Source organism: Marinobacterium profundum, assembly GCF_001528745.1.
Classification (GTDB): Bacteria; Pseudomonadota; Gammaproteobacteria; order Pseudomonadales; family Balneatricaceae; genus Marinobacterium_A; species Marinobacterium_A profundum.
This window is the reverse complement of the sequence record NZ_BCNS01000002.1, coordinates 23071-47711: the sequence shown is the minus strand read 5'-3', so window position 1 is coordinate 47711 and position 24641 is coordinate 23071. Positions and strand designations below refer to the sequence as shown.

The window sequence follows — 24641 nt, the reverse complement described above, 5'->3', positions numbered from 1 at the left end:
CTCCCTGTACGAAGATGGCCATACATTCAGATCAGCGGCTGTGTGTTTTAAATGTCCTTTTGTCGTACTGATCCATCCATACCGCACTTACGTATAGCAGGACAATGAACAAACAAAAACGTCCGGAGGCGATGTGGCTGCAGTCATCTCTTTATTCAAACAGGCTCCCCCTGTGAAAGAGGAATGGAGCGCCTGCCTGGCGGGACTTGGCCAGTCGCGGGACAAGTCCGAGTATGGTCGGCTGTTCCAGCACTTTGCTCCGCGAGTCAAAGCGTACATCATCCGTATGGGCATGACGCCTGCCAACGCCGAGGAACTGGCGCAGGAAGCGCTGCTGTCGGTGTGGCGCAAGGCCCACATGTTTGATCCGGCCAAGGCAAATGCCAGTACCTGGATTTTCCGTCTTGCACGCAATCTGTGTATCGACCGCCTGCGTCGCGAAAAAATCCAGTTCTATGAGCTGGAGGCAGAGGAGCCCGATCCGGATGATCATCATGCCGGAGAGCATGCCGTGCTGGCAACGCGCATGGCGGAGTCCATTCGCACCCTGCCGGAAGCTCAGGCCCAAGTACTGTATTTGTCTTACTACGAGGGGCGCAGCCATTCCGAAATTGCCCAGGCCATTGGGATACCCTTGGGTAGCGTCAAGAGCCGGCTGCGCCTCGGATTCGAGAAACTTAAACAGGTGTGGGGGGAGTCATCATGAATATTCGTCACCATCTCGATGATGCGACCCTGATGGTTTACGCGGCGGGTTCGCTGTCTGAAGGCATGTCGCTGCTGGTTGCCAGTCATATAGATCGCTGTGCTCATTGTCAGCAACGGATGCGCCAGGCGGAAGCTGTTGGCGGGGCCTTGCTAGAGGAACTTGCACCGGTTGCACTGGCGCCGGACGCGCTGGATCAGGTGCTGGCATTGCTGGAAACCAATGCCGGTTCGCCAGAAATGCAGACACCAGTGCGAGTTCGCTCGCAGGACGCAGACATTCCGATGCCGCTGGCGCAGTATCTGAACAAGCCGCTTGATGAACTGGATTGGCGTACTCTGGTGCCGGGTGTGCGCCAACTGGATCTGCGCCTGGGTGGCCCCGGAGCCACGCGACTGCTGAGAATAGCGCCAGGCTTGTCGGTGCCACACCATAGTCACCGCGGCAATGAACTAACATTGATACTACGCGGCTCCTACAGTGACGAGCTAGGGCGTTTTCAGGCTGGTGATGTGGCCGATCTGGATGAACAGATCTCCCATCAGCCGATCAGCGACAGCGGCGAGGATTGTATCTGCCTGATCGCCACGGATGCGCCTTTGCGTTTCAGTGGCTTGATGGTCCGGCTGGTACAGCCGTTTATTGGGCTTTAAAAGGGACTAAGCATGAACGATATAACGGCAGATAGTACGCAGGCAGAGCGCATTTCTATTGGTATCAGTGCCTGCCTTATGGGTGAAAAGGTGCGCTATAACGGTGGGCACAAGCGCTCGCTATATTGTCTGGATGTGCTGTCCGACTGCTTCAACTTCAAGCCGTTCTGCCCCGAGCTTGCCGTCGGTTTGGGTGTTCCGAGGGAACCCATTCGACTGGTAGGCGATGCTGCCAGCCCTAGAGCTCTGGGTACAAAGGATCCGTCGCTGGATGTAACACAAGCGCTGGCCGAGCAGGGGCGGGCGGTCGCAGCAGCACTGCCGGACATCTGTGGCTATATCGTCATCAAGGGCTCACCCAGCTGTGGCATGGAAAGGGTCAAGGTGTATCACCCCAACGGCATGCCCAACGGGGCCGGGCGCGGTATTTTTATTGAAGCGCTGATGCGGGCCAACCCTTTGCTGCCGGTTGAGGAGGAGGGGCGACTGAATGACCCGGTGCTGCGGGAGAACTTCATTGCCAGGGTGTTTGCGTTGCACCGCTGGAAACAGAAGGTGGAAGCGCAGCCCAGCTATCATGAACTGCTGCAATTCCACAGCCAGAGCAAGTATCTGCTTATGGCCCATAGCTATGAAGGTTACCGCATCCTGGGGCGTTATCTGGCGCAAGCCCATAGCGAGCCCATCGAGGTCGCCATGCAGACCTATATCAGCGGCTTTATGGAGCACATGAGCCACTGTGCCACCCGTAACAGCCACGTCAATGTGCTGATGCATGTGTTTGGCTATCTGAAAAAGGCCATCGACAGTGAGTGCAAGCAGGAGATTCTCGACAGCGTGGCCGAGTATCACCGCGGCGAGGTTCATCTGGTCGTGCCGCTCACACTGCTGCGCCACTATCTCAAGCGCCACGGCTCGGATTACATCAAACAGCAATCCTACCTGGATCCACATCCCTACAAGCTGGGGCTGCGCAACTACATATGAATCTGGTCTGGTTTCGCAACGATCTGCGCCTGACGGACAATCCGGCACTGCATGGCGCCGCAGCTCTGGGCCAGCCCCTGCTGGCGGTGGTGGTACTGACTCCGGAGCAATGGCGACAACACGGTGATGCGCCGCGAAAACTCGCCTTCTGGCGGGATTCGCTGCAATGCCTGGCCGATGATCTGGCGTCACGTAATATTGCGCTGCGGATACTGCAGGTCGATGACTACGCCGACTGCGCTGAGGCTTTGCTCAAACTGTGTCACGAGGTGCAGGCACAGGGGCTCTATTTTAACTACGAGTATCCACTCAATGAGCGCCGCCGTGATCGCGAGGTCAAACGTGTACTACGCGGCGCGGGGCTGCGCTGCGAAGGCAGCCATGGTGATCTGGTGCTTGAGCCTGGCTCGGTGCAGAGTGCCAAGGACGAGCCTTTCAAGGTGTTTACGCCCTTTAGCCGTGTCTGGCGCAGGGAAATGCTGCGGCGTGACCTGGCGTGCCTGCCGGCGCCCTTGCGCCAGCCGCCGCAGGCGATAGTGAGTGATCCGATTCCGCCGTTGGGCGAAGCCTACGATCGCCAGCTCTGGCCCCCAGGTGAGGAGCAGGCAGCGGCCCGCCTGTACCGGTTCGCCGAGGTCGATCTGGGCGCCTACGGCGAGCAGCGGGATTTTCCGGCGCTGGCGGCGACTTCGTCACTGTCGGCCTATCTGAATACCGGACAGCTGTCGGTGCGTCAGTGTCTGAATGTAGCGCAGCAGCGACTTGGCGAGAGCTGGCTCGAGAGTCAGTGGGTGACTGAACTTATCTGGCGCGAATTTTATCGCCATCTGCTGGTGGCCTTCACCGACCTGAACCGATTGGCGCCTTTTCGGCCTGAGGTCGAGGCACGTATTCAGTGGCAGCAAAGGCCCGAACTTTTTGCTGCCTGGTGTCGCGGCGAGACCGGCTTTCCCATTGTTGATGCCGCCATGCGCCAATTGCTCGCCACCGGCTGGATGCATAACCGCCTGCGCATGGTGACAGCCTCCTTTCTTACCAAACTGCTGGGCGTGGACTGGCGCCTGGGGGCTGCGTTTTTTATGCAGCAGCTGATTGACGGTGATTTTGCCTCCAATCTTGGGGGCTGGCAGTGGAGTGCGTCTGTGGGGGCGGATGCTGCGCCCTATTTTCGTATTTTCAGTCCGTTGCGCCAGGCACAGCGTTTCGACTCACGGGATGAGTTCGTGTGTCACTGGCTGCCGGAGCTTTCACAGCTGCCGGCGCGTCAGCGCCAGGATCCGGTGGCTAGCAGCGCTGTGCGGGGGATAGAGCCGATTATCGTCTATCCGGATGCTCGTGCAGCGGCGCTTGCCAGCTACAAGGCGTCCGGCTGATGTAACGGGCAGAGCTGGCGGCTGTATATCAGCCCTTGCGCGAATTATCAGCAGCAGTTACATCGGGCGGCAGCTTGAAGTGGGTGATCCAGCGGCGAGAGATTAGCATGCTCAGGTGTTGATTGATGTCCGGTACGGCGCGCCCTAGTTGATACAGGGTGTCACCGCGCAGTATGCCGTTCAGTAAGGATGCCTGTACCTCAGTGAGGGATTCGACCTGGGGGCTGTCGAGCTGTCTATACACGCACAGCCATTGTGGACGATAACTCAGATGCAGCTCAGTGCTGTTGTCGTGCTGATGGCTGTGCCAGATTTCCAGCACCGGCCAGCTGCAGTGCAATAGCTGCAGCGCCTGGCTGGGTACCAGACGCAGGCGATACTGCTCGGACTCAGGGATGTATATCAGGGAGTCAAAACTCAACGGCGGATCATCACCGGCGCACCAGGCAAGGTGCAGGGTCCATTCCAGTGTGGCCAGCTCTGGCAGAAATTGCAGATGTCGCAGGCTGTCGTGTCGTTCAGTACACTGTTCAAGCAGCTCCGCAAAGCCGTCACCGTACACCCCGTTATTATCAGGGCGGGTCAAAGACTGACTGTACTGCTGACTCAGGGCCGCAAACAGTTGTGGCCCCAGCAGTCGGGCGGTGACCGGGTATAGTTGCTGCAGCGCCTGGGTTTGCGCCCGGGCCTGCAGATCCCGATAGAGCTGCAGGCACTGTTCGGGTGCCAGGCTTGAGCTGGTAACGAGCTGACGCAATTCGGTACTGGGTTCGCCTTCCATTTCGGCCTGCAGCGCCGCCTGCAAATCGGCGAGCCGCATCAGTACCGCCTTCGGGCATCTATATGTTGCTGCATGATCTGCCGGGCACGGCTGACCTCATTCAGAATGACGGGTAGCGGCGGGGTATCGTGCTCCCATTCAATTAGTGTCGGGGTGGCGGTGAACCGCTGCTGGGCCTGTTCATAGAGTGCCCAGACCGGCTCATGTACCGCGCAGTTGTGGCCATCCAGCAGATAGGTGTCTTGGTCATCGAAGCCCGCCAGGTGAATTTCACGTACCCGGCTGGCTGGCAGCCGCGCCAGGGTTTGCTCGGCATCAACTCCCAGGTTGTACTGGGTTACATAGCAATTGTTAAGATCCAGCAGCAGATAGCAATCCGCTCGTTGCGCCATTTCGGCCAGAAACTCGCCTTCGCAGATGGTGGAGTGATTATAGCCCAGGTAGCAGGCGGGATTTTCCAGCAGGATGCGCCGGCCGAGGTATTCCTGCACCTGCTGGATGCGCGCGCAGATGTGATCCAGCGCTTCCTCGGTGTAGGGCAGGGGCAGAAGCTCATGGCTGAAGCAGTTTCCCAGAGTGCCGAAGGAGACATGATCGGATATCCAGCTGGCATCCAGATGATTGGCCATGTGCTTGATGCGGGCGAGGTAGTGCATGTCCAGCGGGGCACTGGATCCCAGAGCCAGACCGGCACCGTGCAGGGTGAGTGGGTAGTTGCAGCGCAGCCGCTCAAGGCTGTGCAGTGCAGCGCCACCCTTGACCAAATGCTGATCCAGCAGGATTTCAAGCCAGCGAATATCCTCGCCTGCGTTGATGATGTCATCAAGATGGCAGCTTTTCAGGCCGACTCCCGTGCCAGCAAGACTCCAGTGGATCGTCTCACGCATAATGCTGTTGTCCCTGCGCTGTGGTGCCCGTCCTTGGGAAAATAGCGGTTTGTGTTTAGTTCTTTACCGCGCGGCATTCGAATGTTGAACCTGAGCCGCGCCCTCGCAGACCCGTGCTGGTATCGGCGTTATGGATGTTGGGTCTGGCGATCATCTGATTTATCTCAGGTTCAGCTCTTTGAAACTGTTGTTTGAATTTAGTTCCGTGCAAGGTCTTGAATAGGTCCGTCGGTCACGCGGGACGCGCAGGCCAGGGTGTCGGGGTATACTCGATATTTGCGGCCAAAGGCCGCACCTGCCCGTGGCCGCGGCTCTATTGGGAAAAAGAGCAGGGCGCAGGGGCAGCGAATCATGCAATCTTTGGAGTCGTGCGTAATGACAATGCAATGGGACAGGCTCTTGACCGCGCAGCGTTATGGCCATGAGCAGGTCAGCCCGCAGGAGATCGGGCGCAGTCACTTTCACAAGGATAATGACCGCATTGTTTTTTGCAGTGCCTTTCGTCGCCTGGGCCGCAAGACACAGGTACATCCGCTGGCGCTGAATGATCATATTCATACCCGCCTGACGCACTCCATTGAAGTCGGCAGCGTGGGGCGCACCCTGGGAATTCGTGTTGGCGAGCTGATTGCGGATCAACTGCCTGTCTGGATCAGCCCCCATGACTTGGGCACTATAGTGCAATCGGCCTGCCTGGCCCACGATATTGGCAATCCCCCCTTTGGCCACGCTGGCGAATATGCCATTAGGGACTGGTTTCGCAGCCCGGCCAGCCGTGAGCTGACGCAGTCCCTGGCGCCGGCGGAACGTGCCGATCTGGAAACCTTTGAGGGTAATGCCCAGGGCTTTCGGGTGGTCACGCGGATAGAAAATCACCTGCTGGATGGCGGCCTGCGTCTGACCTACCCGACCCTTGGAACCCTGCTGAAATACCCCTGGACGGTGGAGCGTGCCACGGCCAAGGGCAAGTTCAGCAGCTTTCAGAGCGAGCGGGTGATCCTCGATAAGCTGGGGCAGTCGCTGGGACTGATACCCCTGGGTGAGCACTGGTGGAGTCGCCATCCGCTGACCTGGCTGATGGAGGCGGCGGATGATATCTGCTACGCCATTCTCGACCTGGAGGATGCCATAGAGCTGAACATTCTTAGCTTCGACGAGGTCAAGCCGATCCTGCTGCAGCTGTGCGGGGATCTGGAATACGACGATACCCTGTTTGCGACCCAGGCGTCGGCGCGGCGCAAGATTTCAGCGCTGCGCGGTACGGCGATGGAAAACATGATCGATTCGGCGCTGAGTGCCTATAGCCGCAATTATGCCGCCATTATGGCCGGAAACTACGGTGGCGAGTTGCTGGCTGATGGTGATACCGGCGTACGGGAGGGACTGTTGCGGGCCAAGCAGCTGGCGAAAACCCGGGTCTTCCCCGATACCCGCAAGACGGAGCTTGAGGTGGGTGCCTATGGCAGCCTGGGTGTGCTGCTCGAAGCCTTCTGCCGGGCGGTGCATGATCAGCACCTCAAGGGCGCCAGCGGGCTGGGCTATCGCAGCGAGAAGATTATCAGCCTGATGGGGATTCATGCGCCCTCGCCGCAGCTGCCGCTCTATGATGCCTACCGCCGCGCGCTCGATTTCATCGGCGGTATGACGGACAATTACGCAACGCACTTATCTAGGAAGATATATTCAGCTTAATAAAGATGCTATATAGTTGATATTGTTACGAAATATGCGGAAGTTGATGTTTAATGGCAATGCGACGAATACAATGAAAATTGATATGAAATGTGGGCCCGGTGTGGGCCAGGGCTCAATATGAGAATTAAGTTCACCAAAAGCTGGGCTGAGAAGCTGGTGGTCGAGAAGCGCACTCGGTATGCCGACGAGGTTTTGCCGTCGCTGACCCTGCGAGTGACCCCCACCGGTGGCAAGACGTTTTACTATCGGGCCCGGCATAAAGAGCGCGGCGTGGTCGAGCGCAGTATCGGCCGTTTCGGGCAGTGGACGGTGGACCAGGCCCGGCGCAAAGCCGCTGAATATGCGGCGTCATTTAACGCCGGTATCGATCCGGATGAAGCCGCGGCCAGAACGGCGCAGCAGAGCTCAACGCTCGATCATGTAGCGGTGCAGTGGCTGTTTGATCTGAAACATAAGGTCAGCACTGGAGAGCTGCGACACCTTACCTGGGTGAGCTATGAGCGCAATTACCGGCTGCATATTCGGCCGGTGTTTGGCCGCCGCAAGCTGGTGGACATTAGCGCCGATGCAGTGCGTGATCATATGCGCACCGAACAATACAACCAGAGCCTGCACAACCACTGGATCGCGGTATTAAGGGGTGTTTACCGCTATGCGAGTGACGAGCTCGGCATCGATGTTGCGCCGCCCGTTACCAGCGTGCATCGGCGCGAGCAACCCAAGCGCGAACGCTACCTGCGCCCGGATGAGGTGGCGCCGCTGTTTGACTCAATCGCGCAGGAAGATCAGTTGTACCAGGATGTGGTGCTCATCCTGCTGTTTACTGCCCAGCGTAAAGCGGTGGTGCACACAATGGAGTGGAGCGAAGTAGACCTGGAGCGCAACACCTGGACGATTCCGGGGCGCAAGATGAAGGGCCGGCGGGCCCATAGCGTGCCGCTGATCGAAGATGCGGTGCTGATCCTGCGCCGCCGCAAGGCTGAGGCCAAGACTGGGTATGTATTCCCGGGCATGCGCTCGCCGCATATACCGGTTAAGACCGAGCGTTACTGGAATCGCATCGCGCATCGCGCTGGCTTGCGTCCTGCAGATCTTGAAGCACGGCTGACCATCCATGACCTGCGCCGCACCCTGGGCAGCTGGCAGGCGATCGAAGGGGTGGGGTTGCAGCAGATCGCCAAGGTGTTGGGGCACAAGAACATTAACATCACGGCCAGCACCTATGCGCACTTGGATGCAGAGAGTACACGGGTAGGGATTCAGACGGCGGTATCCGCCATCACCCGCGCCAGTGGGCGCGAGTCGCAGACGGATAAGCTGGGGGCTATTATGGATGGGCTGAGCGAGGCGGAAAAAGCGGAACTGCTGGAGCGGCTGGCGGGTAAGGGCTAACTGCCGCGAAGGCTATTCCTGAAATCGATCATCGATAGCTCGCGGATGAGTTCACCCCGTTCAAACTCAAGCTCTACCTGCTTATCTATCAATTTCATCGAGTCGCGCAGCTGCCGCTTTGCCAGCCGCAGCAGCCGCGCTTCTTCTTTCACCAGCGGATCCAGGCCCTTTATGAATCCGTCATGATCGCGCTTGTCGCCCGCAAAACAGGCGTCGTGCAACGCCGCTGCCTTTTCCCTGACCTCGCACAGATCAGACAGCGGATTAGCATCAAGGACGCCACGAATGGAAGTCAGGCGGCGCTCGATGCGCGCCAGCGCCTGATTAATAACTTTTTCCTTTACACTGGCCACGGCAGATCCTATTTGGCTTTAGTATCGGTTTCGGTGCGCCTGCAGCCTTCAAGGAAGGCTTCCACATCCCGCTCCAGGTAGCGCACTTTTGCGCCGATCTTGAGAAAGGGCAGTTTCTCTTTGTGTCGGCCGGTGCTGCGCCACACCGCCAGCGTCGCCACCGTGGAGTCCAGAATTTCGGCCACTTCCTTGGGTGACAGTTTGCGCTCGCCGAGCAGACCTTGAGCGTTAAGCATTGTCATTGGTTGCTCTCCTGTGCTGTCTTGCCATTCCACTTGTTCCCGCAGTGCCTGCATTTCCAGAGCGGGAAGTCATCGCTTACGTTTACCAGCTGTACCTGCCTGGTTGCGCACTCGGGGCATGGGGGTACGTTGCGGCATATCTGTTGCCGCTTTTCGGCCATGGCCTTTAATGATTCAGCGCCGCGGGCTTTCATGGCTGCTGCTCCGTGGTGGCAGACACCGCTGGCCAGTCAAGCTCTGATCCAAAGAAAGTGGTGTAGTTGAATTCGTCGCGCAGCAATACGGCAGTGGCGACGGGGCGGTTATTAACCCATAGGACCGCCACCTTCCCGCAGCCCGCCTCAAACCCGTGGTGCCGCATACATGAGCTGGACTCAGCTCGATAGTTACGCCGCTCTATAACATCCGCAAACCAGGCTTCCACTTCTAGGGAGGCGTCCAGTTCATCCATGCGAACGCCCGAAATCACCTCTGATTTGACTGCCTTACAAGGCTCAGGCTGTTCCGCGTGCGCTCTTAGATCCCGCCGCATCTGCACATTACGCGAAATCAGCGATCGAATAGTTTTCTCGCGTGTCTTGTTCTCATAATCAGCAGTGATTCGCTTGTCCTTTTCAGCCATAAGCTTCGCATTCAGATACGCCAGCTTTTCAATGATTGGCCGCCCGCCGTTCCAGTCGCCTTTTTGCACACCAGCCGCTTTATAGATTTCAAATACGGTGGCGCGCAGTGTGTTGGCCATCTTCGCCTGGCATTGGGCTTCGCTTTGCAGGTGTTCAGACTTTCTCTGCAGAGCATCAAGTTGCGCTTTGAATCCAGCGCCCGCCTCAGCAGCCAAAAGCTGCTCGGTAAGGGTTTGATTGGCAGCGCGAAGGCCATCAACCTCACCAGCAGAGACTGCAATTTCAGCCCACTTCACCTCATAGTCTCTATCTTGGTAAAACTTAACGGTCTTCGCTAGCGCGGTGTAGGCTGTCCATAAATTACTAAACTGTCGCCGCAGGTCTTCATAGCTTTCCGCGAGTGCCGGTTTAGCCATTGTCTTTGTGTTTTCAATAAGACTCAGCTGGGTTCTTGCCACATCCCGCTGGGTCATAAGGCCGCCGCAGGCTACTTTCAGTTCGCCGTTTTCCTGTGCGAGCTCGGCGTTGTACTCCTTCAGCTTGCGCACATCGGTGGGCGTCATGCCTTCGGGGTAGCCGTCCAGCAGCCGATCACGCTCAGCCTTCAGTTGTTCAACCTCTTCCATGATGGGCTCCATTCCTGTCCCGCCATTGCTCTTTATGCCCAGCAGCGCTTCAACCTGCTGCGCCGATTCGCACATAAAGCGAAAGTCCTGCGCCCGCAGGTTCAGCCCGCGCTCAGCTTTCTCGAACTGCGCCCGGTATATATTGGATACGATCTCGACTGTATTCAGCCGATCATCAAGCTCCCGCATTCTGACTGCGGATTGACTCATCACCAGATCAGGGCAGTGATCCAGTTCGGCCGGTATACGCATGACAAATGGGCTGGTATCGCCCTTGGTTACGGCCTCTGAAAGCTCATCCAGGCGATCAGCCAGGGTGCTGGTGGGTACTCGGTCACCCGTTTTGTATGTGTTGCTCATGCTGCCTTTCTCACTTCAGTAGTTTGAATTTTGCCGGGCATGATGCGCACCGGGCGCGCTTGGATCCTGACCGGGTTTGTACCAGCGCGCCGCCACACTGGGTGCACACGACTTGCTTCACGCGGACCGTCATACGTTCATTGATCTGCGGAGTGTTGTTTTTCCGCGGGATGGCAATACCCAGCTCGCGCAGCGTGGCTTTGTATTCCCGGGCGATCCATTTCCCATCCGGCTCAAGATGCAGCCCGTCGCCCATCATGTCGCCCAGCTTGACCAGGCGCTGGTGTGGATTGCTCATCGCGCGGTACTCCTAGCTGTGCAGGTGTTTGTGGTAGACCTCGAAGGGGATATCGTCGTCAAACTCAGGCACGCCTGGGTCTGGGCCGTACCCAGCGCCGGCAACCTGCTGGCCTGGCTGATTTTGCGGCTGCGGGCGGCTGTTCTGCTGCGCTGCAGGCTGCTGTCCGTATTGCTGCCCGTTGCCGGCATACCCCTGGCTGTTGCTTTGGCCAGGTGGGCGCGAGTTCTGGCCGTCCTGCTGGCCCGCCGGGCGACTGCCGATCATCTGCATTTCGCTGGCGACGATTTCAGTGGTGTATTTGTCCTGGCCGCTCTGGTCCTGCCACTTGCGGGTGCGCAGTGCGCCTTCGACGTAGACCTGTGAGCCCTTACGCAGGTACTCGCCGGCGATCTCGGCCAGCTTGTTGAAGAACACGACTCGGTGCCATTCGGTGCGTTCCTGCATCTGGCCAGTGTTCTTGTCTTTCCAGCTGTCGCTGGTGGCCAGAGTTACGTTAGTCACCGCATTACCGGAGGGCATGTAACGCACTTCCGGATCTCCGCCGAGGTTGCCCACCAGAATTACTTTATTTACGCCGCGCGCCATGGTTATTTCCTTGATTAATTGAGCAGTTGTTGTTGCTGGGCCGCTGCATAGGCCCGTAGCCAGACGGACTTCCAGGCCTGAGACTTATAGGGGCATTCCCATAGTTTTGCGCCGCGCGCCACATCCTCTTTGGCTCTGATCTGCGCGACCGTCATGCCGCGGGGCTTGCCGTCATTCCGTTGCTTGCCTTTCATATCGATTACCTCGCCCTGCTGGCCGTGGGTTCCGACTGCACACTGGAACGGTGGGTTAGCGTCCGACTCTCTGGACGCTGATGTGGTCTGCCGGATCGAGACGATAGAGCTCTGCCGCCCGCTTCGCCGCCTCGCTATTACGCCAGGCAGGCCTGCAGTGGGTGAATATCTGTATGACCAGACGGCGATTGCGGTAAACCAGCCAAGTAATCATCTGCATTGCTCCGATCTGTCGGCTTGTCGTAACCCCGCGCGCTTCGCACAAAGGGCCCGACTTCTGCCAGAAAATCCCGCCTGGTCCACAGGCACATCGCCTTGATGTCGGCGATGGCTGCGTGGAAGTACAGCCCGTGGCTGAGGTTGAGTTTTGTTTCACCGTCCAGCGAAAGGTAATGCCCTTTGCTCTCGCAGGTGTCGCACTTATGCTCATGCCCCAGGTCACATTCAATCCAGCCGCTGCTTTCGCATTCATCGCAGGCAGTGTCTGTCGCCAGAGCGCGCTGAGCGTCACACCAGGCTTCATAGGTGGTGATGATCATTGGTTTGCTCCTTATATCTCGCACGGCATCACAATGACTTTGGCGTTGTAGTCCGCATGCTTGAGCAGCATTTCTATGCAACTATCAGCCCCGCGAAACCTCAGTTCGACCGTGGGGCTCTTTGAGCCCAGGGCCCGCCCCGCTTTTCCCGCTTTGGCGATGTAGTTTGGGTTAAGGCCGATTGCGGGTGTCGCCACCAGTTCGCCCTTTGGCATCACTCGCTCCAGATCCGGAAACGTGCCATCTACCAGATTCAGGCCAAGGTACACTTTTGATCCTTTTTTGAGGACGTGCCGCCCGAGCTCGCAGGAGAACCACATATAGCCCGCATTTCCGTTCTCATGCAGTGAGATATGCGCCGTCTCGGCTTTGGCTGGAATAGCGCCACCGATATTCATAATGATGGTGTTTTTGAGCTGTTTGGCCTCGGCGCACTGCGCCCAAAATGCGCAATGACCATTGGTGGATCCGATATACCCTGCCGTATTTATCACAATGCCATTCAGGTAATAGCGGACATCATTCACGGCCTGATATTCCTGGGCCGCACGCAGCAGCTTGGCTGGCAGATCGATGTTGGTGATGGTCATGCTTTCGATCCTTATGCTGCGAGAAATTGACTATTTCTTTGCCATGGGTTGTTTGCTCGGGCGATGGCGGCCATCGGCGGTGGGCTCACTGAGTTGCCGCACATATGCACCTGCTCGGATTTCGTGAGCCTGCGCCCGTCGTGCCCCCGGTCGATGATGTAGCTCGGCGGGAAGCCCTGCGCCATGTACAGCTCATGGGGCTGGAGCATGCGCAGATGGATATCAACAATCACGTATGGGTCGCCGCCTATCCAAACGGTGACCAGAGCCAAGCGGGCCTTGGTGGTTAGCGTGTGCATTGGCTCGCGCAGATCGCCCCACTGTCCGCCTTCGCCGTAGTAGCGCATCAGGAAGGCGGCACAGCACAGGGCGCCGGCCTCGGCATCTGCTGCCAGCTTGATCTCAACCAGAGCGGACTTTCCGCCACCTCCTGCGGTGATCGTCGGGGCTGGCTCATCAATGCCTTGGCCAACGCTGCCACCGAACTGACGGGACAGGAAGGCGGTTGCCGGTGCATGGTGCTGCCCGCCGGCGCTGATGGTGTGCAGTGGGTCATCCACCGCCCGCGCGTCACAGTTGCCGCGCAGGTGCACCAGGTTGGCCGTTACCAGCTGCTGCTGGCTGCCGGTGTTTGTCACCGTGGTCATCGGGTCGCTGAGCGGCTTGGAGTGCGTGGTGTTGAACCCGCCGTTCGCTTGCGCCAGGAATGCTGTTGCGAGCGCGAATGATCCGCCACGGGGCCATGCCGTAATGGTGTTCAGCGGCTGGTCTGCTGGGTGTACCGTCTCCTGGCTCCAGTTTGCTATCGGCACGATGAAGGGCTGGGCTCTATCTAACACCTCGCGCTTGATGCCCTTGGCGATCCGTCGCATGGTGGCCTCTGCCAGCGGCTTCTTGCGGCCGAAGATGCTTTTGCCTGGCACAGCCCAGTCGATGCATTCAGCGGCCGTGCGGTAGGGCTTCTGGCCCTTGGCCGGCTGCGCTGCGTGACTGGGTTCAGGCCATATGATCGGCTCGCCATCTCGACGGGCAACCATGAATAGACGCTCGCGGCTCGTTGGGGCGCCGAAGTCACAGGCCTTCAGAATGCGGTGATCGACGTGGTACCCCAGCGCCTCTAGACAGGCGCGGAACTTTTGCCACGTTTGCCCTTTGCGCTTCTTGTTCGGCACCAGGTACTGCTCATGGCGCGGTACACGCTCGCCGGGATTGGCAACGGTTCCATCCAGTCGCATAACGCGCCCGGTGGTCTTGCAGCGCTTGGCGACGAGCGGGCCCCACTGGCGGATCTGCTTCACGTTCTCCAGGCTGATGATGCGGGGCTTGCCGATGCCGGCCCACTTGATCACGACCCACGATAAATCCCGGATCTCTTTCTTGCGCGGTTGCCCGCCTGCGGCCTGGCTGTGGTGGGTGCAATCCGGGGATGCGTGGAACCACCCAACCCGACGCCCTGCGAGCACGGCCACGGGATCGACAGTCCAGACATCGGTTTGCAGGTGCAGGCAGCCGGGGTGGTTGGCCTGATGCATGCTGATCGCCGCCGGGTTGTGGTTGATTGCAATATGAACAGGGCGGCCAAGGCCCATTTCGATCCCGGTGCTAGCCCCACCACCGCCTGCGAAGAGATCAACATTTATTTCGTGGTCGATTTCGTCAAGCGCCAGGCCGTACTGGGTATTGAAATCGAGCGGGTTTAGTTTCATCCGCGAAGTCATGCCGCACCTTCCTTCCCGACCGTGACGCCAGGCTCTGCCAGTTCGCAGGCCACAGCGCACAGCAAGTGCATCGCCATGCCGTCGTTATGCGCGCTCTTTTCCAGCCGATCCAGTAGCACGGTGAGCGCTTTTATCGGTCCGCAGTTGTGTTCCTTCATGGCGCTGTCGAACAGTGGACGCCACTTCTGAACTGTTGCTTTGAATTTGTCTGCCCCGCCCAGGAATATTTGCTGATCCCGGCACTGGTATAGCTTGGCGCTTATCTCGACCGCCTGCTGTCCGGTGTTCATATGGCACCTTCCTTCGCCACCGGCGCTGTCGCGACGCCGCAGAACGGGCAGAATGCCGCCTTAATCCAAGTATCAATCTTTTGGGTTTTCAGGCCGCCGGCTTTCTTCGGAACCTGAACGCGCCCCTTGTAGGGGATGATCATTTCCAAGCGCAAGCCAGCATCTGAAATACCGAGGGTGTAGTTGTCCAGTTCGGCTTTGTAGTCGGCATGACCTTCAGGGAGGTCCGCTTTCATACGCTCGGCGAGCTTGGCTTCAAATTCCGTCTTACATTCGCAATTCATGACGCGGCCCTCTTTGTAGAGCGGCAGCGCGTCATCTTCATGCTGGTAATCCGCGGATATATGAAGGTGGGTTCCTTATCGGTTCGCTCAGATACCCAGGCGCGCGCTGCGTATTCCGCATCAGCCTCGGTTGTGTAGGGCGTAAAGCCGAACACGATTTCGAACCCTTTGAAAATCGCGTACTGACTGGACGCACGGTCGATGGAAATTTCGTAGTCGATATCGGCTTTCATGCTGCACCTTCCAGTTCGACGGCCAGTGTTTCCTGCGTGCTGGTGGGCATGGGCACAACAAAGGGTGTTGCCTGGTGAGTGATGCGACACTCGGCCACCAGCGCAGCGTAGATGGAATTCTCAGCCTCGCAGGCAAGATCGGTGTCGTGATAAAAGACCATATCGGGCGTCCAGATCAGCTCTATGTAGAACTCATCCAGGGGGTAGCCGTGGCACTCACTGTGAAATAGCGCGAGTATGGCGGCGTCTGCCTCTACGCCACTTAGATTGGAGCGTTCAGTGGCGATCCAGAGCAGCGGCTTTTGCGTGTCTATTTCGCGAAAGGCGAACAGGTACAGCCCCTTTATCAGCTCTGCTTCCTTGGCCTCCTTAACCGCCTTTTCTTCCTTGATGCGCTGGTGGATTTCCTCGCGATGGACGGTGGTTTCCTTTGGCGCGTTAACGCCGAGGCGGATCTGGTTCCCCTTCATACTCAGCACGGTGACGGTAACGTCATCGCCGATCATCAGGGTTTCGCCCACACGACGGGTCAGTATTAACATGATGTTTCCCTCCTTGGGTTTTAGGCTCAGGCTGCGGTTTTATCGGCGACAGGGGTTTCGACCAGGCCGCCAAAGGCGCCGGTGATGTCTTTGAAAAGCTGCCGCAGACAGGCAGCCATCAGCAGCAGATCGGCCTGGCACTTAATCAGGTCGTCGGCTTCATCGGCGCGCTGCTCATTGAAGGTGTCGGTGGTGCAGATGCGCAGCACTCGCAGATCTTCACAGAGCCGCAGCACCAGGTAGTCGTTCCATTCCAGCGCCAGGCGGGTGACTAGGTTGCCGTTGCCGATATGCGCCACGATATCGGGGTTGGCCAGATCCTGTCCGCGGAGCTTGATGTCGGCGCCTTCCACCAGCGTGCTGCGCAGGTTGCACTCATCAAGTACGGTGAATCGGCCGATTTGCGTGGCTGCGCCTTCAATCCACTGGCTCATGATGGCGCCCGGTGACTGCTTAACGTCCGGCAGGGTGACGCGCAGCGATCCCAGGGCGCCTCGTAGCGCGCTCAGCAGGTCTTCGGCGATACGGTAGCTTGTGGCCTCGACCACCAGCAGGCCGGCGGCAGGGATGAGCAGCGCGCGGGTGTGCTGCCGGCGGGTGAAGGCACGCGGCAGCAGATCCAGGATGGCTTCATCCTTCAGCTGGGTGCGTTCACGCCTGAAGACTTTGCGGCCCTGCTGCTCTTCGATGGCCTTTACCTGGGCTTCTACGTGATCGCGCAGGGTTGCCGCAGGGATGATTTTTGTATCGGTGCGCAGGGTGATAGTCATTGCATGGCCGCCTTCCTGGGTTTCCGATGCCAGTACCAGGCTTTCGTCCAGGCCTTCAGCTGGCGCCACCCAGCCGCTGCGTGTCATTTCCTGAGTGCCGGGTGGTACAAAGGCACCTTCGGCCAGGGCCGCTTCGAGGGCTTCCTGCACGGGGCAGTCTTTGAGGCAATAGAAGATCGCGTTCTTGAAGAAGTTCATGGTGATTCCTGTCTGCTGGTGGGTTGTGGGTATCAGGCGGCTTTGCGGGCCTTGGACTCGCCGTAGTCGCGGTGCTGGTTATAGCGCCGGCCGTGCAGGCGCAGATGGTTGATGGTCTGTTCTGCCCGCTCGCGATCTTCTGCTTCCATGCCGTTGTTGATGTGCAGCTGCAGCAGCGCAATTTCGATATCGCAGGCGGCTACACTGTCGAATTCTGGATCGGCCCACTTGAGGGCGGCGTTCAGGGCTTTCTCGGCAAGCTTGAAGGTGTGGGTTTGTTTGGGCATCGGTCTTCCCTGGCGCGGTTGTGGGTTAGGGTGAGCAGGCTATTCGCCGGCGTGATCAATCAAGTGTTCCCGGGCTCGGCGGGCAGAGGCTATGTCGCTGGTATCGAACTGCTTGGCTATCTCTGTGGAGCCGTAGGCAACAACAGCCACAAAGATCATGAACGCGAGTAGGGCCCTCATTTGCTCAGAACTCTTTGAGGTGTTTGGCGAGCGTTCCCCGCCAGTCTTCGCCGCAATGCCATGCGCGAATCACATCCCCAGCGCCCAGCAATGTGGCTATGAACACCAGCCCGAAAGCAGAGCCAATCATCCAGCCCAGGAAGATGAAGGTTTGTACTGTGTGGTCGTCCATGACGTGCTCCATCGCTGTAATGTGTGTCTGATGGAGTAAAAGATACAAAACAGATCTATTTAGGTCAATACATTTTGTATCTTTATTTTATAAGGATACGAAAAGATGCGTTATGCCGGAAAATGGATACAAAAAAGCCCGCTCAGGGCGGGCTTGGGAGGATGCTTCGGCTCTCGCCGTAAATATGGCCGCTAGGCGTTAGCGTCTTTCAAGCCTATGCGTGATATCCAGTATTCTTCAGATATGATTTCGACCTTATGCCCGCCTTTCTGGAGTTCGACGGCCGCCTCTATTTTGCGGCCCCAGGTTGAATGCGCCCAGTCACGACTCCCAACCGTACCAATCACCACGTAGTCAGTTCGTGTCGTCGGGGATTTTTGGCATATCCCACCGCCTTCGATAATCAACTTTTCCCATTCTTTGCGGGGTCCAGCCGCAAATCTACCAGTTAGGACAAAGTAGCACCCTTCTGTTTGAATATTTTCCGGTTCGGTAATCGGCAATGACGCCGATTTATGCACCGCAACTATTTCGCCGGTGCTCGTATCGGTGCTGGTCTGTATATCTGGTTCGCCTCCCACTACACTCAGAAGCAGGTCGAGAATATCTTGCGCCTCATGCTTGTCAATGAAGTCGTCTTCAAAGGCATCCTTGAGTCGTGCATACAGCACATTTCCAGGCCATACATCGATCAATGTTGGCCGGCTATGCAGCCAGATGTAGAAAGGTTCAAGTTCGGCTTGGCTTACCATGCCGTCAATCGAGATACCACGACAGATCCCGATAAGCTCATCGACATTACGCTGTTGCAGTGCAGTTTTGCGGAGTCGTTGCTGGATTGGCTGGCCGTGCGCGTCATGCACGCCACCGTTCCATGCCTTGCTATCTGTCGACATCCTTTTGCCTCCTTGGCCGTTGTCGCAGCTTACTTTTGCTCACTGATATTGCGTTTATAGGTGATAGTGAGTTCACCCCTTGGGTTTCACAATCACCATGTAAATAGGCACCAGCAGCGCCAATAGTGAACGCCGCCGCATGATGCCTCAGTCATCGGTCAAGCGCCGCCTTCATGTGATAGGCTGCCATTCGCCAGCTTCGATACCGCATCATCCCTTGATGCGCCAGTTCTTCTATCAGCTCGCGATCGTAGATAGTTTTGTAATAATCAATGTCCTTCCACGCCTCTACCTCTTGCTCAAGACAGTGTCTCACCATGCGCGGGTTTACTATGCCGTGATCCGTCCACTCGCGCCTGCAGTGGAATAGCGAGAGTGTGTAGTAGCGGGATGTGTTGTTCTCGGCAATTAGGTACTCAAGGTCCCGCATGGCCTCTATCTGTTGCTCCAGACAGTGGTTGTACATGCGGGTGTCCAGCACCCCTCTCTTGGTCCAGTCATCCGTGCAAATTTGCTTCGCATGGATTGTGGCGTGGGTGACAATGTATTCGATGTTTCGAAGCGCTTCTTCTGTGTCGAGTGGTTCTTCCGTCGTTGTGGTCGAGGCCGCCGCCGATTGACTTTCGGTCGCCACTTGTCGGCGATCGGGCAGCAACTCCGTAACGACCGCGAGGGCTATAATCGCTCCCCCATATATGCCAGCACGCTTCAGTTTGGAGGGCTTATTGGTGGGTTCAGGCTTTGGTCTGGCTGGTCGTTCATCCGCAGCCTGGGCTTGGTGGGCTTGGTGGGCTTCGACCTTGGCGTAGATAGCCCCGCATTTTGGGCACTGGGAGGAGGGGGGCGGATCATCTTCAGCGCGTGAGTACCCGCATTTCAGGCATTGCTTTCCTTCGTTCATACCCCACCTATGAAGTCCATTTTTGGTTACAACAAGACGGCATACCAGAACACCCGGCCTACGACGCGGAATTCATCCAGGCTTTCAGGCTCCAGTACTTCGTCTGGATATTCCTTGTTTTCGGAGCTGACCTTAACGCGCCCACCGGGTAGGCGGTGCAGGTATTTTACCCGCAGCAGCCCGCCGTGATCGATGGCGTACATCTGACCGTCTTCAATGTGCGTGGCGCTGGTGTCTACTGCCACGGTAGAGCCGTTGGGCAGCACTCTGGCCATGCTGTCGCCACTGACAAAGCAGCAGGCCGCCACAGATGGGTCTATGCCCTTGCGCGCCAGTGTGGAGCGCGCAAATCGCAGTTTGGCGCCATGGTTTTCCTGTACCTGGGTGCGGCCATGCCCACCCGCGAGTTCAACTTCCCTGAACAAAGGCAACTCCAATTCATCAGCACCCAGCGGCGTGCTGCTATCCCAGGGAGCCACCGCGCCCAGGCTGTAGGTAGGTTCAGCTGCTTTTTTTTCCGGCGGGGATGCGTATGAAGCGGCGCCTTCGGCCGCCCGCGATTCTTCGGCACCAAAAAGCTCTTCATAAGACATCTGTAGGGCCGTACACAGTGCGGTTGCCTGGTCGATATTGATCTGCCGCCTTCCTGAGAAGTAATGCCCTACTGCACCGCGCGTTTTAACGCCCAGCGGGGTGGTGAGGTCTTCCTGTGTCAGGTCCAGGTGCTTCATTCGGGCCTTAGCCCGTGCTTGCCATGTAGTCATACCGAGAATGGTACAACTTGTACCGTTCTGATCAATGCCACATTTTGTATCGCATCGCTTGCGCGAAAAGGATACGTTTTGTATTCTTTGCATATGAAGTTTCGCTGAGGCTATCCCTGTGTCGCTTAAAGAATACATAGATTCATTCCCTGTTGAAGAGCGCGTCTCTGTACGCCAGAAGCTGGCAAAAGCCGCTGGGGTCACCGAGTCGTGCATCAAACACTATGCCATCGGCCGCCGTAAGTGCCCGGCTGCCCGGGCGGTGAAAATCGAAGTGGCAACTGATGGCAAGGTGACCGCCCATCAAATCGTCTTCGGCACTCCCATACCCAAAGCATAAGTTGGCCGGCGCCATCAAAACACGTTTATCAAAAGGACTTTCAAACATGGACCACATCGATACCGCCATCTATGCCACCGTTCACGACTCATCCATTCCTGCGAAGGAAATTGCCTCGCGCGTGGGTATGTCACACCAGGTGTTGCTGAACAAAGCCAATGCCCAGAACGAAACGCATAAGCTGACCCTGCGTGAGTCGCTGGCTATCCAGATAGCCACCGGCACCACGCGCATTCACGCCGCCATGGGGGTTGAACTGGGCGTCCAGTCCCAGCCGGTAGATGACGAATCCGAGTGTGGTGGCCTGATGAAAGCGGTTTTGAGTGCGGCCCACCAGCACGGCGATGTGATGCGCACGATTGATGACGCGATGGCTGATAACCACCTGACGGCCCGCGAAAGCGCGCAGTGCTGCAAGGAAATTGATGAAGCGGTGCAGGCACTGCTGGCGCTGAGCCGCGCCGTTGTGCTGGAGCAGAAGAAATCCCGCGCACAGAGTGAAGCACTGCGCCAGACCCAGGCGCCCGGGTGTGTGTATGGCCCCGGCCTGGTTGAGCCTGATGGCGCCGAGCCTGCAGCGCTTAAAATTGCGCCGCGGGAAAAAGATCAGAAGATGGGTCACGCATCATGAGCCGTTTGTCTAGCGCGCAGATCCTGGCCATTGCTGGCGTCATGAGCAATGCCGCGCCCGCTTTTGAAGTCCATCTGGAGCCTTTGAAGTACGGCGCCCGAACTCGGCGCAAGAGCAAGCCACGGCGTGCGTTCTGGGGGCATAGCAGCAAGTACCGCCCCCGCAACGAAACAGGCGACTGCCTGGCCGCCGCCCGCCGCCGGCGGCAGATGGGTATTGATGATTCCTGCGATTACGCCCAGGCGAACTGATGCTGCTGTTCCTGTTGCAACTGATCCTAATCTCGGCAGAGAACCTGTGTGGCGCCCCTGCGGGCAGCGCTGCAGCAGAGCCCGACGAACTGCCCGCCCTGATCCACCAAACAGAGTACGGCTGACTCCAGGGCCACTGCCGAGAGGCGCAGGCCCGGTAACAAATGCGCCGCAGCCCCTTCACTGGGGCTTTCTGGGTACCAGGGTACAGCAGCCACATACAACCGAGGTTTTTATGGATAACCAGGAAGGCACTGAAAGATGGGTAATGGACTTCATGCCCGATGGTCGGGTGAATTTCAGCCGATTCGTAGACGGGGCGCTGGAAGAGAAATATCGCCCTGCTACACGGGCGGAAGCAACCGTATGGGCCGCCGCGATCATTCAGGGCTATCAGCCGCCAGCGTCACTACGTTCGCAAGATAGAGGATGGAAAGAGGCTGCCCGACTGAAGCTCGCCCAAGGGGCGACTTAGAAGGCTTTACGAGTCACTGCCGCAAGCAGTGCACAACCGAGAGTGATTTGGCGCGTGCTTTCACGGCACTGGAAGCTAAATAGGACACCGGGGCGCGTGCTGGCGCCCCGGTCGACTGACGGGGCCCACTGTACATCGTCCGCCAAATCACTCTGCGGTTGTGGTGAATGCTAAGCCTTGGGCGGCAGTTGTGCCAACCGATGATCTTTAGGGTCATCCCAACTGCCTAACGCCGGAGTGAGCCCCGGCCACCACAGCACGACTAACCGCCGTAAGTGGTGATCTGCAGGTAAGGGACAAAGGACGCACAGCGACACACAGGCACCCTGGAGCAGGGAAGATCAGCTGGCTAAGGATGGCTGGCATCCCTTGAGGTTTCTACTCGTCATCCGCGCCGTTCCGCTTTGCAGATCAGTTCAACAGGATTTATCAGAGGTATCAGCGAGTGGGCATTATATGAATCAACAAACAGTGGCAGCGCTGCTGCGCCGTCCGATCGCCTACCACCCGATCTTTCGCCAGGTCACAGGATCGACTGTGGCGGCTGTGATGCTGAGCCAGATGTATTACTGGACGGACGGCCGCATCGGCGAAGGGCGTGATGGGTGGTTCCACAAGACGCAGCAGGAATGGGAGCTGGAAACAGGTCTGTCTCGATCTGAGCAGGACCGTGCCCGCAAGGTGATGAAGCAGTTGGGCCTGCTGAAGGAAGCGCGCCGCGGCAACCCAGCGCGGATGTGGTTTCGTTTAAATCGCGATCAGCTGTTTGCTTTAATCGGTGATGTTGCCTCAAAAGAAAACCCTAATGAAAACATCAGTTTGCAGGATCCCGCAATCAAGAATGCTGAAACCTGCAATAGCAGCAAAAACAAAGAGTTGGATGTTCCGATCGCCCCCGCAGAGAGTGTTTTTAAATCCAATGAAATCAACAGTTTGCAGGATCCTGCAAACTTGATTGCAGAAACCGGCAATCAAGATTGCGAGATCGAGCAAACAGCACTGCAGGATTCTGCAAACTTGATTGCAGGATCCTGCAATCTAAAAGAACAGAGAGTACAGCAGAGAATACTTACCGACAGCGCCGCGCCGGGCATGCCCCTGGCTGCTGCCCACCCAGAGCAAACCGACACCCCCCCAGCGGTAGACTTCGATCGACTGTTCGATACAACCCCACGAACTGATCAACGTCGTTTTGCGATGCACTGGGAATGGCAGCCGGGCCCGCAGTTCGCTGCCCGCTGCCAGCAGGTGGGTGTGGCGCTGGGCAAGATTCCGACTGGCCAGGCGGATGAGATCCTGGGCGAGTTTCGGTCGTACTGGGTGGATCGCCCCGCAGAAAATTCGCAGGGTGCCTGGGAGCACAAGCTTGCGACTCGCTTGCGCATGATCGTACCCGTCAGACCTCAGACTGCGCCCCCGGTTTCGCTAACAACCCCGCAGAGTCGTCGCCAGGTCGTAACGGCTTCGGTGATGGATATCCGCGATACGGACTGGTGACCGCATGAACGACGCCAAACGACTGCCCTGCCTGATTACGGAAAATAAACGCCTGGCGATGGCGTTGCGCAAAGAACGGGCGCTGGACAAAAAACTGGCTGAATTGCTGCGCAAGGGCTTGCGGGCAGACGCCCTGATCCTGCTCGAAACGCACCTTCGCAAGGTAGGGGAATTAAATCATGGCTGATAAGCAAATCCGGATCGAAGGGCTCGATGACTTGAGGGCGAAGCTGAACGCTATCTGGGGGCTGGTAGCCCAGGGCCTGACGGCGGGCCCGGTGGTGATCACGCTGGGGCGGGATAAGCGGCCTGCGAGCATGAACCGCAAACTCTGGCCGCTACTGCAGGACATCAGCCAGCAGCTTGAGTGGCATGGCGTGTCCATGCCCGAGGCGGACTGGAAAGATCTGTTTGCTGCCCGCCAGATGAATCAGCGCGTTGTGCCTGGCATAGACGGCGGGCTGGTGGCCTTGAGTAATTCCACCAGCGGTATGGAGCCGGCGCCCTTCGCCGATCTTATCCGGCTGATCTATGCGTTCGGGGCTCACCAGGGTGTGAAGTGGAGCGATCCGTCATTGGCGGTTTATGAGCAGTACAAGGAGGCGGCGGCGTGATCAAACCAAAAGCCTACCGCAGCACGGCCTACATCAAACACCTGAAGGCAATGCGCTGCATCTGCTGCAATGGTTCTGGCGGCGATCCGCACCACGTTATAGGCCTGCCTTGGGGTCTGTCGGGCATGGGCATGACAGCCCCGGATTCGTTCGCCATGCCGATGTGCCGCGGCCACCACAGCGAAGTACACCGTGATGTCGATATGCAGCAGCAGCAGCCTGAGTGGCTGCTGTGGACGCTGCAGATGACGATACCGCAATTTGCGGGTGAGTTGCAGGCGCAGCTGATCCAGGCGCAAGCGTTCGTTGAGCGCAAAATGGAGGCGGCATGAGTCTGACGATTTTATTTCCATCGGCGTTAACGATCGCCCTTGCGCTCTGGGTGCGGGCCTATAACAGGAACGCAGTATTGCCGCTGGTGGACCTGGGCCTGCGGGTTGGTGTGGCGCTGTTTGGGGCGCTGGTGGTCTGGCTGATGTATTTAGTGACTGCCTGCGCTGGTGGAAGCTAAGCGATTAATCAAAGCGAAGGGAGTGAAGTAATGGGTCAATTACCGGATCTGCGAACCATGTGGGCCTGCCTGGCGATATTCTGCGCCCTTGTTGGGTGGGGTGTTGTTGAGCTGGCCTTGTGGTTTTTTTCACATTTGTCGTGGGCGGCGTGAATAGGAGTAGGGGATAGCCATGGACCGAGTAACGGCGAATAAAGCGC

The 24641-nt window shown here is 57.8% G+C and carries 37 protein-coding genes and 1 pseudogene; 16 read left to right on the top strand and 22 right to left on the bottom strand.

Features of this window, described 5'->3' with window-relative positions:
• Window positions 1–172 precede the first annotated feature (172 nt).
• From MPRO_RS00510 to MPRO_RS00495, 4 genes are read left to right on the top strand one after another with little or no spacing between them, the layout of a single operon-like run.
• Complete coding sequence (locus tag MPRO_RS00510) at window positions 173–706, top strand: sigma-70 family RNA polymerase sigma factor (protein WP_082708360.1); 534 nt, start codon at window positions 173–175, stop codon at window positions 704–706.
• Window positions 703–1359, top strand: coding sequence for a ChrR family anti-sigma-E factor (locus MPRO_RS00505; protein WP_067285816.1), 657 nt, complete (start codon window positions 703–705; stop codon window positions 1357–1359). The genes MPRO_RS00510 and MPRO_RS00505 overlap by 4 nt, the downstream gene beginning before the upstream one ends.
• A 12-nt stretch (window positions 1360–1371) precedes the next feature.
• The gene (locus MPRO_RS00500) at window positions 1372–2346 is read left to right on the top strand and encodes a YbgA family protein (RefSeq protein ID WP_067285815.1); all 975 of its coding nucleotides are present in this window, start codon (window positions 1372–1374) and stop codon (window positions 2344–2346) included.
• On the top strand, window positions 2343–3719 hold the full coding sequence (locus MPRO_RS00495; RefSeq protein ID WP_067285814.1) for a cryptochrome/photolyase family protein: 1377 nt from the start codon (window positions 2343–2345) through the stop codon (window positions 3717–3719). Before MPRO_RS00500 ends, MPRO_RS00495 begins: the two co-directional genes overlap by 4 nt.
• A gap of 28 nt (window positions 3720–3747) precedes the next feature.
• Here the strand turns inward: MPRO_RS00495 and MPRO_RS00490 are convergent, their stop codons facing one another.
• A complete protein-coding gene (locus MPRO_RS00490; RefSeq protein WP_067285813.1) occupies window positions 3748–4539 on the bottom strand; it encodes an HvfC/BufC family peptide modification chaperone in 792 nt (263 codons plus the stop codon).
• A complete protein-coding gene (bufB, locus tag MPRO_RS00485; protein WP_067285812.1) occupies window positions 4539–5387 on the bottom strand; it encodes an MNIO family bufferin maturase in 849 nt (282 codons plus the stop codon). The genes MPRO_RS00490 and bufB overlap by 1 nt, the downstream gene beginning before the upstream one ends.
• Before the next feature lie 375 nt (window positions 5388–5762).
• On the opposite strand from bufB, the gene MPRO_RS00480 reads away from it, so the two are divergent.
• Both MPRO_RS00480 and MPRO_RS00475 read left to right on the top strand, forming a co-directional pair.
• Window positions 5763–7079: a deoxyguanosinetriphosphate triphosphohydrolase gene (locus tag MPRO_RS00480; RefSeq protein WP_067285811.1), complete on the top strand. Its 1317-nt coding sequence runs from the start codon at window positions 5763–5765 to the stop codon at window positions 7077–7079.
• Window positions 7080–7199: 120 nt separating this feature from the next.
• On the top strand, window positions 7200–8474 hold the full coding sequence (locus MPRO_RS00475; protein WP_067285810.1) for a tyrosine-type recombinase/integrase: 1275 nt from the start codon (window positions 7200–7202) through the stop codon (window positions 8472–8474).
• Here MPRO_RS00475 and MPRO_RS00470 read toward each other — a convergent pair.
• The 20 genes and pseudogenes from MPRO_RS00470 to MPRO_RS00380 form a co-directional block, all read right to left on the bottom strand.
• Window positions 8471–8827 carry a hypothetical protein gene (locus tag MPRO_RS00470; RefSeq protein WP_067285808.1) on the bottom strand — a complete coding sequence of 119 codons (357 nt, stop codon included), beginning with the start codon at window positions 8825–8827 and terminating at the stop codon, window positions 8471–8473. The two genes, MPRO_RS00475 and MPRO_RS00470, sit on opposite strands and share 4 nt — an antisense overlap.
• A gap of 8 nt (window positions 8828–8835) precedes the next feature.
• Window positions 8836–9069 carry a helix-turn-helix domain-containing protein gene (locus MPRO_RS00465; RefSeq protein WP_067285806.1) on the bottom strand — a complete coding sequence of 78 codons (234 nt, stop codon included), beginning with the start codon at window positions 9067–9069 and terminating at the stop codon, window positions 8836–8838.
• Window positions 9070–9259: 190 nt separating this feature from the next.
• Entirely contained in the window at window positions 9260–10678 is a 1419-nt protein-coding gene (locus MPRO_RS00455) for a hypothetical protein (RefSeq protein WP_067285802.1), read from the bottom strand.
• Between the two features lie 10 nt (window positions 10679–10688).
• Window positions 10689–10976 (bottom strand): hypothetical protein, encoded by a 288-nt coding sequence (locus tag MPRO_RS00450; RefSeq protein WP_067285801.1) that lies wholly within the window; start codon window positions 10974–10976, stop codon window positions 10689–10691.
• A gap of 12 nt (window positions 10977–10988) precedes the next feature.
• The gene (ssb, locus tag MPRO_RS00445) at window positions 10989–11564 is read right to left on the bottom strand and encodes a single-stranded DNA-binding protein (RefSeq protein WP_067285799.1); all 576 of its coding nucleotides are present in this window, start codon (window positions 11562–11564) and stop codon (window positions 10989–10991) included.
• A 14-nt stretch (window positions 11565–11578) separates the two neighbouring features.
• A complete protein-coding gene (locus MPRO_RS00440; RefSeq protein WP_067285797.1) occupies window positions 11579–11758 on the bottom strand; it encodes a hypothetical protein in 180 nt (59 codons plus the stop codon).
• A gap of 137 nt (window positions 11759–11895) precedes the next feature.
• Complete coding sequence (locus MPRO_RS00435; protein WP_067285796.1) at window positions 11896–12297, bottom strand: hypothetical protein; 402 nt, start codon at window positions 12295–12297, stop codon at window positions 11896–11898.
• A gap of 11 nt (window positions 12298–12308) precedes the next feature.
• Window positions 12309–12887: a beta clamp domain-containing protein gene (locus tag MPRO_RS00430; RefSeq protein ID WP_067285794.1), complete on the bottom strand. Its 579-nt coding sequence runs from the start codon at window positions 12885–12887 to the stop codon at window positions 12309–12311.
• 11 nt (window positions 12888–12898) lie between these two features.
• Window positions 12899–14605 carry a DNA cytosine methyltransferase gene (locus tag MPRO_RS00425; protein WP_067285792.1) on the bottom strand — a complete coding sequence of 569 codons (1707 nt, stop codon included), beginning with the start codon at window positions 14603–14605 and terminating at the stop codon, window positions 12899–12901.
• Window positions 14602–14895: a hypothetical protein gene (locus MPRO_RS00420; protein WP_067285791.1), complete on the bottom strand. Its 294-nt coding sequence runs from the start codon at window positions 14893–14895 to the stop codon at window positions 14602–14604. The genes MPRO_RS00425 and MPRO_RS00420 overlap by 4 nt, the downstream gene beginning before the upstream one ends.
• Window positions 14892–15179 carry a hypothetical protein gene (locus MPRO_RS00415; RefSeq protein ID WP_067285789.1) on the bottom strand — a complete coding sequence of 96 codons (288 nt, stop codon included), beginning with the start codon at window positions 15177–15179 and terminating at the stop codon, window positions 14892–14894. Before MPRO_RS00415 ends, MPRO_RS00420 begins: the two co-directional genes overlap by 4 nt.
• On the bottom strand, window positions 15176–15412 hold the full coding sequence (locus tag MPRO_RS00410) for a hypothetical protein (RefSeq protein ID WP_067285787.1): 237 nt from the start codon (window positions 15410–15412) through the stop codon (window positions 15176–15178). Before MPRO_RS00410 ends, MPRO_RS00415 begins: the two co-directional genes overlap by 4 nt.
• Before the next feature lie 356 nt (window positions 15413–15768).
• Window positions 15769–15954 (bottom strand): annotated as a pseudogene (csrA, locus tag MPRO_RS00405) (carbon storage regulator CsrA); the annotation flags it as partial.
• Window positions 15955–15980: 26 nt separating this feature from the next.
• Window positions 15981–16922, bottom strand: coding sequence for a recombination-associated protein RdgC (locus MPRO_RS00400; protein WP_067285785.1), 942 nt, complete (start codon window positions 16920–16922; stop codon window positions 15981–15983).
• A gap of 32 nt (window positions 16923–16954) precedes the next feature.
• Window positions 16955–17209, bottom strand: a complete 255-nt coding sequence (locus MPRO_RS00395) for a hypothetical protein (protein ID WP_067285783.1) — start codon at window positions 17207–17209, stop codon at window positions 16955–16957.
• Between the two features lie 39 nt (window positions 17210–17248).
• Window positions 17249–17389 (bottom strand): hypothetical protein, encoded by a 141-nt coding sequence (locus MPRO_RS25605; protein ID WP_158651701.1) that lies wholly within the window; start codon window positions 17387–17389, stop codon window positions 17249–17251.
• Window positions 17390–17393: 4 nt separating this feature from the next.
• Window positions 17394–17561, bottom strand: coding sequence for a hypothetical protein (locus MPRO_RS25600; protein WP_158651700.1), 168 nt, complete (start codon window positions 17559–17561; stop codon window positions 17394–17396).
• Window positions 17562–17752: 191 nt separating this feature from the next.
• On the bottom strand, window positions 17753–18457 hold the full coding sequence (locus MPRO_RS00390) for a BRCT domain-containing protein (RefSeq protein ID WP_067285781.1): 705 nt from the start codon (window positions 18455–18457) through the stop codon (window positions 17753–17755).
• A gap of 151 nt (window positions 18458–18608) precedes the next feature.
• On the bottom strand, window positions 18609–19358 hold the full coding sequence (locus MPRO_RS00385) for a hypothetical protein (protein ID WP_067285780.1): 750 nt from the start codon (window positions 19356–19358) through the stop codon (window positions 18609–18611).
• A gap of 26 nt (window positions 19359–19384) precedes the next feature.
• Window positions 19385–20089 (bottom strand): LexA family transcriptional regulator, encoded by a 705-nt coding sequence (locus MPRO_RS00380; RefSeq protein ID WP_067285778.1) that lies wholly within the window; start codon window positions 20087–20089, stop codon window positions 19385–19387.
• Between the two features lie 151 nt (window positions 20090–20240).
• Between MPRO_RS00380 and MPRO_RS24915 the strand changes: the two genes are divergently transcribed.
• The 10 genes from MPRO_RS24915 to MPRO_RS00335 all read left to right on the top strand — a co-directional run bounded on the left by MPRO_RS24915 (window position 20241) and on the right by MPRO_RS00335 (window position 24441).
• Complete coding sequence (locus MPRO_RS24915) at window positions 20241–20462, top strand: YdaS family helix-turn-helix protein (protein WP_158651699.1); 222 nt, start codon at window positions 20241–20243, stop codon at window positions 20460–20462.
• A gap of 46 nt (window positions 20463–20508) precedes the next feature.
• The gene (locus tag MPRO_RS00370; protein WP_082708356.1) at window positions 20509–21093 is read left to right on the top strand and encodes a phage regulatory CII family protein; all 585 of its coding nucleotides are present in this window, start codon (window positions 20509–20511) and stop codon (window positions 21091–21093) included.
• A complete protein-coding gene (locus MPRO_RS00365; RefSeq protein ID WP_067285774.1) occupies window positions 21090–21344 on the top strand; it encodes a hypothetical protein in 255 nt (84 codons plus the stop codon). Before MPRO_RS00370 ends, MPRO_RS00365 begins: the two co-directional genes overlap by 4 nt.
• Complete coding sequence (locus MPRO_RS26450) at window positions 21344–21469, top strand: hypothetical protein (RefSeq protein ID WP_281177073.1); 126 nt, start codon at window positions 21344–21346, stop codon at window positions 21467–21469. Before MPRO_RS00365 ends, MPRO_RS26450 begins: the two co-directional genes overlap by 1 nt.
• A 110-nt stretch (window positions 21470–21579) precedes the next feature.
• A complete protein-coding gene (locus MPRO_RS00360) occupies window positions 21580–21819 on the top strand; it encodes a hypothetical protein (protein WP_067285772.1) in 240 nt (79 codons plus the stop codon).
• A 456-nt stretch (window positions 21820–22275) separates the two neighbouring features.
• Entirely contained in the window at window positions 22276–23316 is a 1041-nt protein-coding gene (locus MPRO_RS00355; RefSeq protein ID WP_067285770.1) for a DnaT-like ssDNA-binding domain-containing protein, read from the top strand.
• A 4-nt stretch (window positions 23317–23320) separates the two neighbouring features.
• Window positions 23321–23503: a hypothetical protein gene (locus tag MPRO_RS00350; protein ID WP_067285769.1), complete on the top strand. Its 183-nt coding sequence runs from the start codon at window positions 23321–23323 to the stop codon at window positions 23501–23503.
• Window positions 23496–23930: a recombination protein NinB gene (locus MPRO_RS00345; RefSeq protein ID WP_067285765.1), complete on the top strand. Its 435-nt coding sequence runs from the start codon at window positions 23496–23498 to the stop codon at window positions 23928–23930. The genes MPRO_RS00350 and MPRO_RS00345 overlap by 8 nt, the downstream gene beginning before the upstream one ends.
• A complete protein-coding gene (locus MPRO_RS00340; protein ID WP_067285763.1) occupies window positions 23927–24262 on the top strand; it encodes a DUF968 domain-containing protein in 336 nt (111 codons plus the stop codon). The genes MPRO_RS00345 and MPRO_RS00340 overlap by 4 nt, the downstream gene beginning before the upstream one ends.
• Complete coding sequence (locus tag MPRO_RS00335) at window positions 24259–24441, top strand: hypothetical protein (RefSeq protein ID WP_067285761.1); 183 nt, start codon at window positions 24259–24261, stop codon at window positions 24439–24441. The genes MPRO_RS00340 and MPRO_RS00335 overlap by 4 nt, the downstream gene beginning before the upstream one ends.
• Window positions 24442–24641 lie beyond the last annotated feature (200 nt).

Coding starts and splice junctions, on each gene's coding strand:
- MPRO_RS00505 (WP_067285816.1), top strand. CDS start 703: ATGAATATTCGTCACCATCTCGATGATGCGACCCTGATGGTTTACGCG.
- MPRO_RS00500 (WP_067285815.1), top strand. CDS start 1,372: ATGAACGATATAACGGCAGATAGTACGCAGGCAGAGCGCATTTCTATT.
- MPRO_RS00495 (WP_067285814.1), top strand. CDS start 2,343: ATGAATCTGGTCTGGTTTCGCAACGATCTGCGCCTGACGGACAATCCG.
- MPRO_RS00490 (WP_067285813.1), bottom strand. CDS start 4,539: ATGCGGCTCGCCGATTTGCAGGCGGCGCTGCAGGCCGAAATGGAAGGC.
- bufB (WP_067285812.1), bottom strand. CDS start 5,387: ATGCGTGAGACGATCCACTGGAGTCTTGCTGGCACGGGAGTCGGCCTG.
- MPRO_RS00480 (WP_067285811.1), top strand. CDS start 5,763: ATGACAATGCAATGGGACAGGCTCTTGACCGCGCAGCGTTATGGCCAT.
- MPRO_RS00475 (WP_067285810.1), top strand. CDS start 7,200: ATGAGAATTAAGTTCACCAAAAGCTGGGCTGAGAAGCTGGTGGTCGAG.
- MPRO_RS00465 (WP_067285806.1), bottom strand. CDS start 9,069: ATGACAATGCTTAACGCTCAAGGTCTGCTCGGCGAGCGCAAACTGTCA.
- MPRO_RS00455 (WP_067285802.1), bottom strand. CDS start 10,678: ATGAGCAACACATACAAAACGGGTGACCGAGTACCCACCAGCACCCTG.
- MPRO_RS00450 (WP_067285801.1), bottom strand. CDS start 10,976: ATGAGCAATCCACACCAGCGCCTGGTCAAGCTGGGCGACATGATGGGC.
- ssb (WP_067285799.1), bottom strand. CDS start 11,564: ATGGCGCGCGGCGTAAATAAAGTAATTCTGGTGGGCAACCTCGGCGGA.
- MPRO_RS00440 (WP_067285797.1), bottom strand. CDS start 11,758: ATGAAAGGCAAGCAACGGAATGACGGCAAGCCCCGCGGCATGACGGTC.
- MPRO_RS00435 (WP_067285796.1), bottom strand. CDS start 12,297: ATGATCATCACCACCTATGAAGCCTGGTGTGACGCTCAGCGCGCTCTG.
- MPRO_RS00430 (WP_067285794.1), bottom strand. CDS start 12,887: ATGACCATCACCAACATCGATCTGCCAGCCAAGCTGCTGCGTGCGGCC.
- MPRO_RS00425 (WP_067285792.1), bottom strand. CDS start 14,605: ATGACTTCGCGGATGAAACTAAACCCGCTCGATTTCAATACCCAGTAC.
- MPRO_RS00420 (WP_067285791.1), bottom strand. CDS start 14,895: ATGAACACCGGACAGCAGGCGGTCGAGATAAGCGCCAAGCTATACCAG.
- MPRO_RS00415 (WP_067285789.1), bottom strand. CDS start 15,179: ATGAATTGCGAATGTAAGACGGAATTTGAAGCCAAGCTCGCCGAGCGT.
- MPRO_RS00410 (WP_067285787.1), bottom strand. CDS start 15,412: ATGAAAGCCGATATCGACTACGAAATTTCCATCGACCGTGCGTCCAGT.
- MPRO_RS00400 (WP_067285785.1), bottom strand. CDS start 16,922: ATGAACTTCTTCAAGAACGCGATCTTCTATTGCCTCAAAGACTGCCCC.
- MPRO_RS00395 (WP_067285783.1), bottom strand. CDS start 17,209: ATGCCCAAACAAACCCACACCTTCAAGCTTGCCGAGAAAGCCCTGAAC.
- MPRO_RS25605 (WP_158651701.1), bottom strand. CDS start 17,389: ATGAGGGCCCTACTCGCGTTCATGATCTTTGTGGCTGTTGTTGCCTAC.
- MPRO_RS25600 (WP_158651700.1), bottom strand. CDS start 17,561: ATGGACGACCACACAGTACAAACCTTCATCTTCCTGGGCTGGATGATT.
- MPRO_RS00390 (WP_067285781.1), bottom strand. CDS start 18,457: ATGTCGACAGATAGCAAGGCATGGAACGGTGGCGTGCATGACGCGCAC.
- MPRO_RS00385 (WP_067285780.1), bottom strand. CDS start 19,358: ATGAACGAAGGAAAGCAATGCCTGAAATGCGGGTACTCACGCGCTGAA.
- MPRO_RS00380 (WP_067285778.1), bottom strand. CDS start 20,089: ATGAAGCACCTGGACCTGACACAGGAAGACCTCACCACCCCGCTGGGC.
- MPRO_RS00370 (WP_082708356.1), top strand. CDS start 20,509: ATGGACCACATCGATACCGCCATCTATGCCACCGTTCACGACTCATCC.
- MPRO_RS00365 (WP_067285774.1), top strand. CDS start 21,090: ATGAGCCGTTTGTCTAGCGCGCAGATCCTGGCCATTGCTGGCGTCATG.
- MPRO_RS26450 (WP_281177073.1), top strand. CDS start 21,344: ATGCTGCTGTTCCTGTTGCAACTGATCCTAATCTCGGCAGAGAACCTG.
- MPRO_RS00360 (WP_067285772.1), top strand. CDS start 21,580: ATGGATAACCAGGAAGGCACTGAAAGATGGGTAATGGACTTCATGCCC.
- MPRO_RS00355 (WP_067285770.1), top strand. CDS start 22,276: ATGAATCAACAAACAGTGGCAGCGCTGCTGCGCCGTCCGATCGCCTAC.
- MPRO_RS00350 (WP_067285769.1), top strand. CDS start 23,321: ATGAACGACGCCAAACGACTGCCCTGCCTGATTACGGAAAATAAACGC.
- MPRO_RS00345 (WP_067285765.1), top strand. CDS start 23,496: ATGGCTGATAAGCAAATCCGGATCGAAGGGCTCGATGACTTGAGGGCG.
- MPRO_RS00335 (WP_067285761.1), top strand. CDS start 24,259: ATGAGTCTGACGATTTTATTTCCATCGGCGTTAACGATCGCCCTTGCG.